Consider the following 10361-nt stretch of genomic DNA (forward strand, 5'->3'; position numbering starts at 1 on the left):
GCGGAGGCAGCGCCCGCGGCGCCCGCGAGCAGGCCGCCCGCACCGGCCGCCGTGGCCGAGGCGACGGCGAACCGGAGGAAGTCGCGTCGGGTACTCATCGCGTCACGCCCTTTCCGTTGAACCGCATCCAGTCGAGCGAGAGGAGATCGGGCCGGTCACCGGACCAGTCCGGATTGGTGAACACCGCGTACAACGTGACCGTGCGATCGGGGTCGTCCAGCTCCACAGTGGGCGTGACGACCTCGTCCCAGCCGCCGGTGCCGGCGACGTCCACCGAGCCGAGCAGCTCGCCGTCCGGGGCGTCGGCCCGCAGCTCCACCGTGCCCCCGGTACCGCCGGAGCTGACGCCAAGGGTGACCGAGTCGATGCCCATGAGGTGCACCGGTTCGTAGGCCACCCAGTCGCCGGGCTGGATGCCGCCGAGCCGCGTGCCCGCCGACGCGGCCTCGCGGTCGAGCACGTCGACACCGTCGGCGTGCTCGAAGTGCTCGGCCTCCTTGAACGTCGGCTCGAGCGTCACGTGCGCGGAACCGGTGAGCGCGGGGACGTCACCGTTGCCGCTGTCGGTGTAGCGCGCGCTCAACGCCGCGTAGAGGTTTTGCCCGGGTCCGTGACTGTCGCCGCTGTCGGTGGTCACCTCGCCCCGGCATCCGGTGACGTTGTCCATCGGGTGCAGGTGGTCGTCGTGGCCGAGCTGGGACTGCACCACCACGGTCGAGCAGTCGATGCGGCCGTCCTCGGGGTCCGAGACGCGGACCACGTAGGGGATCGTGTCGCCGAAGGAGAACATGCCGCCGTCCGGAGGCAGCACCAGCTCCACGGTGGGTCGTGTGTTGCCCACGGTGACGTCGGTCGTGGCGACACCGGTGAGCCCGTGCTCGGCCGTGCTGGTCACGGTCAGCCGGGCGGTGAACCGGCCCTCGTCGGTGTAGGTGTGCGTGGGGTTCGGCTCGGTCGAGTCGGTGGTGCCGTCACCGTCGAAGTCCCACGCGTAGGTCACCGGTTCACCGTCGCCGCCCTCGGAACCCTCGGCGGAGAACTCGACGGTCAGCGGGGCGCGCCCCGAATCCGCCGACGCCGTCAGCTCGGCCACCGGCGGCCTTCCCTGCGCGACGTAGTCGACGCGGTAGATCGCCGAACCGTCGTTGCTTCCCCCGCGTCCGGTGCCGCTGCCCTCGCCGAAATCGATGACGTAGAGCGAGCCGTCCGGCCCGAATTCCGCCTCGAACGGCTGAATCCACGACATGTCCTCGAAGATTCCGTTGATCGAGAGCAGATCGCCCTGCCGCGCGGGCGCGAACCGCGGGTCGGCGAAGGTCTGGTCGTGCCGCTGCACCGAGAACGTCTTGAACCACTGGCGCGTGAGTTCGTAGGCGAACCACTTGCCGTCGAAGTACTCGGGGAACTTCGTCGCCCTCGGGTTGTCCGGGTCGAAGTCGTACACCGGCCCGGCCATCGGGCCTCCGCCACCCGTGCCGAGCTCGGGGAAGCGCTCCGACTCGGAGTAGGCGTACCACATCCACGCGGGCACCGCGGGCGGCAGCTCGCGCAGGCCGGTGTTGTTCGGCGAGTCGTTGACGGGCGCGGAGCAGTCGAACTCCGCACCGGAGGTCTCGGTGGCGAAGTCGTAGTCGTGGAACGGGATGTTGTCGCCCACGCAGTACGGCCAGCCGTGGTTGCCCGCCTCGGTGATGCGCAGGAACTCGACCGTGCCCTCCGGACCCCGGTCGGGATCGGCCTGCCGCGCGTCGGGACCGTAGTCACCGACGAGCAGAGCGTCGGTGGCCGGATCGACGGTGATGCGGAACGGGTTGCGCAACCCCATCACGTAGATCTCGGGGCGTGTGCGCTCCGTTCCCGGTGCGAACAGGTTGCCCTCCGGGATCGTGTAGCTCCCGTCCGGCCGCGGGGTGATGCGCAGGACCTTGCCCCGCAGGTCGTTGGTGTTGCCCGCGGTACCCTGCGCGTCCCACGCTCGGCGGCCTTCCCGCTCGTCGATCGGGGTGAACCCGTCGGAGGCGAACGGGTCGGTGTTGTCGCCTGTGGCGATGTAGAGGTTGCCCCGCGAGTCGAAGGCCAGCGACCCCGCCATGTGGGAGTTCGCCCTGCCCTCGTCACGGTAGGTGGGGATCTCCAGCAGACGCCGCTCGCTGGCCGGGTCCACGGTGTCGTCGGCCGCGACCGTGAATCGCGACACGTTCATTCTCGGCTGCTCCGGGTCGGAGTACAGCAAGTACAGATGGTGGTTCTCGGCGAAGTCCGGGTCGAGCGCCAGACCGAGCAGCCCGTCGGACTGGCTGGTCATCTCCGGTGTGTAGGCGAAGTCGAGAGCCGTGGTGACGTTCCGGGTCTCCTGGTCGAGGACCTTCAGCGCGCCGGTGCGCTGGATGAAGAAGACCCTCCGGTCCTCGGCGACCGCGAGTTCGAACGGGTCGGCCAAGCCCTCGTCGACCAGTGCCACCCTGCTGAAGCTGCCCGTCTCGGTGGCCGAGCAGTCGCCCTCGGCGGCACCGGCGGCCCACTCGATTCCGCCGAGCAGATGGTCGAGGAAGAGGTCGTCGGAGAACTTCTCCGCGGCGTGCCCACCCGCGGTGAACCAGGACCGGCCACCGTCGTAGTTCTGGCACCAGGAGTACGGGTGGTCCACGCCCTCGTCGAGGCCCGTGATGCCGTCACGCACCTTGATCTGGGCGAGCGTGTGCACCCGGCCGGTCGGGTTGACCTGCCAGTTGTACCACTCCTCGTGCTGTTCCCACAGCTCTGGCAGGTCCCGTGTGGACGGATGTGCGCGGTCGAGCACCTTGACCCGGCCCACCTGCGGCCGAGGGTGGTGGTCGAAGATCGCGCCGACCAGCCCTTCGTACCACGGCCAGTCCCGTTCGCTGGCCGAGGCGGCGTGCACACCGGTCCAGCCGCCGCCCGCGCGGATGAACCGTTGCAGAGCCTCTCGCTGACCGGCATCGAGCAGATCACCCGACTCCGGTGTGGAATTGGTGTTGTTGAACACGACCGCGTCGAACCGCGCGAGGTTCTCATCGGTGAAGGCCGCGGCGTCGTCGGTGGCCTCGACCGCGAAGTCGTGCTCGGCACCGAGGCGCTCGATCGCCTCGATGCCCGCGGGAATCGAGTCGTGGTAGAAGTTCGTGACCTTGGAAAACACCAGCACACTGAACCGTTGTTGGGCCGACGCAGGCAGCGCCGCCACGACACCGGTGGTGACCAGCATCGCGAGCAGCGCCGCGAGCGTAGCCCCGCGTCTGCGTCCGGACATACGTGTCCTATCCGTCGGGGTGCGCGTCGTCGAGCACCGTGGATGTGTCTCTACACGTGCCACATGCCGGGTTGTTCGGTTGTCACGAGCGGTTGTTGTTCGGTTGTGCGCCGGGTTTTCTTTCCTGCCGTCGTCGTCCGCGGCGTGCGCACGGCCGACGACGGGGGCTCCGGGTCAGAGCCGCAGTCGCGGCACGGCGATCCTGCGCCCTTCCCGCGCCGACTCGAGGCCCAGTTCGGCGAGCTGCACGCCGCGCGCCCCCGCGAGGAAATCCCACGGGAACGGCTCGTCACACACCACGTGGCGCAGGAAGATCTCCCACTGCGCCTTGAAGCCGTTGTCGAACTCGCCGTTGTCCGGGACCTCCTGCCACTGCCGCCGGAATTCCTCGGTGGCGGGAAGATCCGGATTCCACACCGGCTTCGGCGTGGCCGAGCGGTGCTGGACACGGCAGCGGCGCAGCCCCGCGACCGCGCTGCCCTCCGTGCCGTCGACCTGGAACTCGACGAGTTCGTCGCGAAAGACCCTCGTGGTCCACGACGAGTTGATCTGGGCGACCACGCCGCCGTCCAGCTCGAAGATGCCGTACGCGGCGTCGTCGGCGGTGGCGGCGTACTCGGCGCCGCGCTCGTCGATCCGCCGGGGGATGTGCGTGGCGGCCAGGGCCTGCACCGACCGCACCGGGGCGATGATGTCCTCGAGCACGTACCGCCAGTGGCAGAACATGTCGACGATGATGCCGCCACCGTCCTCGGCGCGGTAGTTCCACGAGGGGCGTTGTGCCTCCTGCCAGTCACCCTCGAAGACCCAGTAGCCGAACTCGCCGCGCACGGACAGGATGCGGCCGAAGAAGCCACCGTCCACGAGGCGTTTGAGCTTGAGCAGCCCGGGCAGGAACAGCTTGTCCTGCACGACGCCGACCTTGACCCCCGCGTCGCGGGCGGTCCTGCCCAGGTCCAGCGCCTCCTCCGTGGTCTCGGCGATCGGCTTCTCGGTGTAGACGTGCAGTCCCGCCGCGACCGCCTTGCGCACGCACTCGGCCCTGCGGCTGGTGACCTGGGCGTCGAAGTAGATCTCCGCGCCCGGCATCGCCAGCGCCTCGTCGAGGTCGGTGGTCCACCGGTCGAGGCCGTGGTCCTTCGCGATGGCCGCGAGTTTGTTCTCGTCCCGGCCGACCAGCACCGGTTCCGGCCACACCACGGTGCCGTCGGCGAGCCGCAGGCCGCCCTGGTCCCGGATCGCCAGGATCGACCGCACGAGGTGCTGCCGGTACCCCATCCGGCCGGTGACACCGTTCATCACGACGACGACCGACCGCTGCTCGTTGCCTGCCATGCGTGCCCTTCTCTGTGTGCGAAACGTTGCGCACCGCCGTGCGGTGGGCGCCCGGAGTCCAGGAGGGACCACCGGGCCGGTGTACGGGACTACTCCGCCGCGACGGCGGCACCGAGATGGTCGCGGATCTGCCCTGTCGCCTTGCCGAACTCCGGCTCCGACATCGTCTTCGCGTAGTCGCGCTCTCGGGGCAGGTTCACGTCGACGACCCCGGCGATGCTGCCCGGACGCGCCGTCATCATCACCACGCGGTCGGCCAGGTAGACCGCCTCGGCGATCGAGTGCGTCACCAGCAGCACCGTGGTCCCGGTGTCCTGCCAGATGCGGCGCAGTTCGACGTTCATCTGCTCGCGGGTCAGCGCGTCCAGCGCGCCGAACGGTTCGTCCATCAACAGCACGGGCGGCCGGTGCAGCAGCGCGCGGCACAGCGCCACGCGCTGCTGCATGCCCCCGGACAGTTCGTGCGGGTAGGCGTCGGCGAAGCCGCTCAGCCCGGTCATCGCGATCAGCTCGTCCGCCCGCTCGTTCGCCCGCGCCGACGGCAGGTGCCGCATCTCCGCCTGGAGCAGGATGTTCTTGCGGGCCGTGCGCCACTCCAGCAGCGCCGCCTTTTGGAAGACGTACCCGACGTCCTTGCGCGGGCTGGTGACCTCCTCACCCAGCAGCCGCACCGCACCCGCCGACGGAGCCAGCAGCCCCGAGGCGAGCTTGAGCAGGGTCGACTTGCCGCACCCGGACGGGCCCACGATGGCGACGAACTCGCCGGGCTCCACCCGCATCGTCACCTCGCGCAGCGCCGTGACCTCGCGTTTCTTGCTGCGGAAGCGCACAGCGACATCGTCGAGCTCGACCGCGTAATCAGACATCGGGCGGACCTTTCACAGGCTGGGGCGGACTCGGGGCCGGGTGGAGGTCACCGGCCGGGACTCACTCCTGGGCGGCGAGGACGTTCTCCCAGTAGGCCGACGGCTGCTCGGGGTTCTCCACCATTCCGGCATCGGCGAAGACCTGGATCGTCTCGGCCCAGTCCTGCTCGGCGTTGACCCCAGGGCGCTGTCCCTCGGTGGCGTCGGTGTGCAGCAGCTCCAGCGTGGCCGCGAGCTGCTCACTGAGCACCTTCTCGGAGGGCAACTGCTCGGAGGCACCCTCCATCGCGGCGACCGCCTCGTCGCCCGCCTCCCGCGTCGCCGTCCACGCCTCACTGGTGGCCTCGGTCATGCGCCGCACGAGGTCGCCGTGCTCGTCCAGCATGGACTGTGAAGTGAGCAGTCCGTTGGAGAAGAAGTTCAGACCGTGCTCGGCGAACCGCAGGTAGTCCACCTCCTTGCCCGACTCCTCCTGCATCGTCGGTCCCTGGTCCGTGGCGTAGCCGAGCAGGGCGTCGGTCTGACCGGACATCACCGCGGCCATCTTGCCCGCCGCGTCGGTGTTCTGGACCCGCACGTCGCTCTCACTGAGGCCGTTGGCCTCGAGGAAGGCCGGGAAGGTGGCGCTGAGCGCGTCCCCTGCCGTGGCCGCGATGGTCTTGCCCTTGAGGTCGTCCACGGAGGAGATGCCGCTCTCGCTGAAGAACTGCACCGACGACGGCGTGGTCTGGAGGAACACGCCGATGCTGCGCACGTCGAGCCCCTGGTCCACGCCGGCCAGCAGAGCGGGCGTGTCGGCCCACCCGAAGTCGGTCTGCTCCGCGGCGGTGGCCTGGACCGTCTTCTGCGACCCCTGGCCCGCGCGGATTCGCAGGTCGATCCCGTGCTCCTCGTAGATACCCTGTTGCTTGCCGTAGTAGAACGGCGCGTGCTCGCCGTAGGGGTACCAGTTGAGCGTCAGGGTGACCCGGTCGAGCTCCTCGCCGTCGGCGTTGGTGGTGGTCTCCGGGCCGGAACCGCCGCATCCCGCGGCGAGCAGCAACACCGAGGCCGCTCCGGCAGCGAGTACCGAACGTGTCATCGCCTACTCCTTACTTCACAGCGTTGTGGTGGCGCCTTCGGTGCGGCGGCTCGCGTGCCAGGGCAGGAGCAGGTGCTCCAGCCACTCCACGAGCACGAACAGCAGCACCCCGAGCAGTGACATGATCAGCAGACCCGCGAACAGCATCGGCGTGTCGAGGTTGCCGTTGGCCTGGAGGATCACGAATCCGAGACCGGCGTCAGCACCCACGAACTCGCCGACGACCGCCCCGGTGACCGCCATCGTCGCGGCGACCTTCAGCCCGGAGAACAGGTGCGGCAGCGAGGCCGGGAAGCGGATCTTCCAGAACGTCTGACCCGGCTTGGCCCCCATGGTCGCCGACAGCTGGAGCATCTCGGGGTCGACCGACTTCAGGCCGGTCACCATCGAGATCACGACGGGGAAGAACGCCATCAGCACCGCGACGACGATCTTCGGGCCGAGGCCGAAGCCCATCCACACCACGAACAGCGGCGCGATCGCGATCTTCGGGATTACCTGGGCGAACAGCAGCAGCGGGTACAGCGTCTTCTCGACAGTTGTCGACTGCACCATCACCAGCGCGGCGAAGACGCCGACGGCGGTCGCGATGGCGAACCCGAGCAGGGTCTCGTAGGCGGTGATCCAGGTGTGCTCCCAGAAGTAGCCCACGTCGGCCGTCATCGCCTCCAGCGTGTCGCCGGGCGAGGGCACAAGGTACGGTTCGACCAGCTCGGCCGCGGTGACACCCCACCACGCGACGAAGAGCGCGGCCAGCAGAGCCAGCGGACGCCAGGATCGTTCGGCGAACCCGCCAAGCCGTTGACCGACCCCGGGCCGTGCGCGCTCGACGACACCGTCGGACGAGGCCGACTCGACGCTCCCGTCGGACGCGGCCGACTCCGTCGGGGTGCGCGTCGACGCACTCTGCGTGACCATGGTCCTCCCGTTCATCCTCGAACGTGCCGGACATCCGCCTCGGCGAGGCCGTGAAACACCTGAATGCGCTTTCTGAATGCGCTTTCAGGTAGGGTAGGCATGCAGAGTAACTCGGTCAAGCGTTCTCCGGAGGAGTTGCTTATGGACTCCCAGCCCCACGTGACGCTCGAGGACGTCGCCCGTGAGGCCGAGGTCTCCCTGGCGACCGCGTCCAGGGCCCTCAACGGCACCACGAAGGTGCGCGCCGACCTCCGCGATCGCGTGCTCGCGGCGGCGGAGAGACTGGCCTACGCGCCGAACGCGCACGCCCAGGCACTGGCGGGCGGTGCGCACCGCACCGTCGGGGTCATCTGTCACGACGTGAGCGACCCCTACTTCGCCGCGATCGCGCGCGGGGTCATGCGCGTGGCCGACGATCGCGGACTGCTGGTCATGCTGGCGAGCACGTTCCGCGATCCGGACAAGGAGATCACCTACATCTCGATGCTGCGCGCGCAACGCGCCTCGGCGATCCTGCTCGTCGGGTCCGGGTTCGAGGACCGCGAGTGGGGTCGTGCGCTGGCTTCCGAACTGGAGCCCTACCGCCGGGGTGGCGGGCACGTCGCGGTGGTGAGCAGGCACCGCAGCCTGCGGGTGGACAGCGTGCACCCCGGCAACCGCGACGGCGCGGCGGAGCTGGGCAGGGCATTACTGGCACTGGGGCACCGCCGGTTCGCCGTGCTGGCCGGGCCCCGCGTGCTGACCACGGTCGTGGACCGGCTCGCGGGATTCCGGGACGCGCTGGCCGAGGCGGGTGTGGAGCTGGCCGAGGACGACATCGTGGAGTCCGCCTTCACCCGCGACGGCGGGTACGAGGCCATGCGAACGCTGCTCGACCGCGGCACGCACGCCACCTGCGTGTTCGCGGTGACCGACGTGATGGCCATCGGCGCGCTGACGGCGATCGGCGACGCGGGCCTTTCGGTGCCGGAGGACTTCTCGCTGGCCGGGTTCGACGACATCCCGGTGGTCCGCGATCTGACCCCGCCGCTGACCACGGTGGCGCTCCCGTTGGAGCGGCTCGGTGAACAGGTCATGGAACTCGCGCTGCGCGACGAACGGAGCAGCCGTAGCCGGGTGCTGCGGATGCCCGGAGAGGTCGTGCTGCGGCAGAGCACCCGCGAGATCGAGGAGGAGACGACATGATCGGTGAGCTGACCGTCGAACGGGTCGAGACCTTCGCCGTCGCGCTGCCGACACTGCGCTCGTTCGGCGTCTCCGGCGGCGCCGTCACCGTGGCGGGCACGCCGAGCATCCGCGTGCTGGTGAAGGTGAGCGCGGGCGGGATCAGCGGGTGGGGCGAGGCCACCCCGATCCCCGCGTGGACCTACGAGACGGCGGAGTCGATCGTGACCACGGTCGACCGCTATCTCGCCCCGGCGCTTCTCGGCAGGCCCTGCTGGGACCTCGACGGGGCCTGCGCCGCCGTGGACCGCGCCATCAACCGGGGATTCACGATCGGCATGCCGCTGGCCAAGGCCGCGGTCGACACCGCACTGCACGACCTGCTCGGCAAGGCGGCAGGCGTCGGAGTGTCCACGCTGTGGGGACGGCGCCGCCGCGACACCCTCACGCTCGGCTGGATGGTCTCCGGCCAGAGTCCCGCCGAGGTCGCCGAGCACGTGGCCGAAGGCAGGCAGGCCGGCTACGACGCGTTCAAGGTCAAGATCGGGCTGCGCGGTGAGCGGGAGGACCTCGCCGTCGTGGCCGCCGTGCGCGACGCGGCCCCGGAGGCGCCGCTGTGGGTGGACGCCAACCAGGGATTCTCGGTCGACGCGGCGCTGCGGCTGGCGCGGAGACTGGCGGAGTTGGAGGTCACCGCGTTCGAGCAGCCGTTGCCCGCCAACGACATCGTGGGTCTGCGCAGGCTCGCCGAGCACTCCCCCGTTCCGGTGGCACTGGACGAGAGCCTGCGCCACCCGAGCGATCTCGCCACCTTCGTCCGGCTCGACGCGGTGGACGTCGCCATCGCCAAGGTGCAGCGCAGCGGCGGGCTCACGCTCTCGACGCGACTGTGCGCGCTGGCCGAGGACTGTGGTGTGCGGCTGATGGGCTCCGGCCTGACCGATTCGGATCTCGGGCTGGCCGCGTCGTTGCACCTGTTCGCCGCGTTCGGCATCGACACCCCGGTGGATCTCAACGGCAGGCAGTTCGTGGACTCGGTCTACGCGGACGGGGTCCGGGTCGAGGGTGGCACGGCCCACGTGCCCACCGGCCCGGGGCTCGGCGTCGAGGTCGACGAGTCCGTGGTCCGTGACCTCGCCGTGGACGTTCTGGCCTGACAGCGCGAGCCGACCTCGTCGCGGCGTCCGGGATCGCGGTCTTGTCCGCGACCTCGGCCCTGTTCTATGGTGACTTCTGAAAACGCTTTCTCACACAGTCGCCCCGCGTCGCCCCTCTCCGGCGGCGCGTCGCTCCTGTGTCACCCGAGCACCGCGTCCGGTGGGAGGAGATCCATGCCCGGCCTGACACTGCCGACGACCGACGGCGCGCTGGAGAACTGGACGCCGTCGTACCGCACCGCGCCAACCGGTTCCCCCCGGCCACCACGCACACGGATCGCCTACGCCGCCGCCCACGTCGTCGCCGACCCGCTCGCGGCGGGCGACCCGACCCACACGGTCGCCGTGGACTGGGAGAGCACACTGGCCTTCCGGCACCACCTCTGGTCCTGCGGGCTCGGCGTCGCCGAGGCGATGGACACCGCGCAACGCGGAATGGGCCTGGACTGGGCGACGACGAGCGCGCTGATCCGCGCCACGGGCGCCGAGGCCCGGGGCCGCGGTGCGAGCTGGGTGGCCGGGGTCGGTACCGACCAGCTACCGCCCGGACCGGCCTCGGCGCAGGCCGT

The 10361-nt window shown here is 70.1% G+C and carries 8 protein-coding genes; 3 read left to right on the top strand and 5 right to left on the bottom strand.

Features of this window, described 5'->3' with window-relative positions:
- Window positions 1-94: 94 nt before the first annotated feature.
- The 5 genes from SACSA_RS0112290 to SACSA_RS0112310 all read right to left on the bottom strand — a co-directional run bounded on the left by SACSA_RS0112290 (window position 95) and on the right by SACSA_RS0112310 (window position 7471).
- Window positions 95-3271 (bottom strand): ThuA domain-containing protein, encoded by a 3177-nt coding sequence (locus SACSA_RS0112290; protein WP_019816234.1) that lies wholly within the window; start codon window positions 3269-3271, stop codon window positions 95-97.
- A gap of 174 nt (window positions 3272-3445) precedes the next feature.
- On the bottom strand, window positions 3446-4606 hold the full coding sequence (locus tag SACSA_RS0112295) for a Gfo/Idh/MocA family protein (protein ID WP_019816235.1): 1161 nt from the start codon (window positions 4604-4606) through the stop codon (window positions 3446-3448).
- Window positions 4607-4695: 89 nt separating this feature from the next.
- Window positions 4696-5472 carry an ABC transporter ATP-binding protein gene (locus SACSA_RS0112300; RefSeq protein WP_019816236.1) on the bottom strand — a complete coding sequence of 259 codons (777 nt, stop codon included), beginning with the start codon at window positions 5470-5472 and terminating at the stop codon, window positions 4696-4698.
- A gap of 61 nt (window positions 5473-5533) precedes the next feature.
- Window positions 5534-6553 (bottom strand): ABC transporter substrate-binding protein, encoded by a 1020-nt coding sequence (locus tag SACSA_RS0112305; RefSeq protein WP_019816237.1) that lies wholly within the window; start codon window positions 6551-6553, stop codon window positions 5534-5536.
- Window positions 6554-6568: 15 nt separating this feature from the next.
- Window positions 6569-7471 (bottom strand): ABC transporter permease, encoded by a 903-nt coding sequence (locus SACSA_RS0112310; protein ID WP_019816238.1) that lies wholly within the window; start codon window positions 7469-7471, stop codon window positions 6569-6571.
- Window positions 7472-7612: 141 nt separating this feature from the next.
- On the opposite strand from SACSA_RS0112310, the gene SACSA_RS0112315 reads away from it, so the two are divergent.
- The 3 genes from SACSA_RS0112315 to SACSA_RS26805 form a co-directional block, all read left to right on the top strand.
- Window positions 7613-8656, top strand: a complete 1044-nt coding sequence (locus SACSA_RS0112315; RefSeq protein ID WP_019816239.1) for a LacI family DNA-binding transcriptional regulator — start codon at window positions 7613-7615, stop codon at window positions 8654-8656.
- Entirely contained in the window at window positions 8653-9792 is a 1140-nt protein-coding gene (locus SACSA_RS0112320; protein WP_019816240.1) for a mandelate racemase/muconate lactonizing enzyme family protein, read from the top strand. The genes SACSA_RS0112315 and SACSA_RS0112320 overlap by 4 nt, the downstream gene beginning before the upstream one ends.
- Before the next feature lie 174 nt (window positions 9793-9966).
- A partial coding sequence (locus SACSA_RS26805) for a DUF993 family protein (protein ID WP_048876732.1) occupies window positions 9967-10361 on the top strand: 395 nt, incomplete at its 3' end.

This window comes from Saccharomonospora saliphila YIM 90502, from assembly GCF_000383795.1.
GTDB lineage: Bacteria > Actinomycetota > Actinomycetes > Mycobacteriales > Pseudonocardiaceae > Saccharomonospora > Saccharomonospora saliphila.

What these genes read in the sequence shown, in the direction of transcription:
- SACSA_RS0112295 (WP_019816235.1), bottom strand. Translation starts at nt 4,606, where the DNA reads ATGGCAGGCAACGAGCAGCGGTCGGTCGTCGTCGTGATGAACGGTGTC.
- SACSA_RS0112305 (WP_019816237.1), bottom strand. Translation starts at nt 6,553, where the DNA reads ATGACACGTTCGGTACTCGCTGCCGGAGCGGCCTCGGTGTTGCTGCTC.
- SACSA_RS0112300 (WP_019816236.1), bottom strand. Translation starts at nt 5,472, where the DNA reads ATGTCTGATTACGCGGTCGAGCTCGACGATGTCGCTGTGCGCTTCCGC.
- SACSA_RS0112315 (WP_019816239.1), top strand. Translation starts at nt 7,613, where the DNA reads ATGGACTCCCAGCCCCACGTGACGCTCGAGGACGTCGCCCGTGAGGCC.
- SACSA_RS0112320 (WP_019816240.1), top strand. Translation starts at nt 8,653, where the DNA reads ATGATCGGTGAGCTGACCGTCGAACGGGTCGAGACCTTCGCCGTCGCG.
- SACSA_RS0112310 (WP_019816238.1), bottom strand. Translation starts at nt 7,471, where the DNA reads ATGGTCACGCAGAGTGCGTCGACGCGCACCCCGACGGAGTCGGCCGCG.
- SACSA_RS0112290 (WP_019816234.1), bottom strand. Translation starts at nt 3,271, where the DNA reads ATGTCCGGACGCAGACGCGGGGCTACGCTCGCGGCGCTGCTCGCGATG.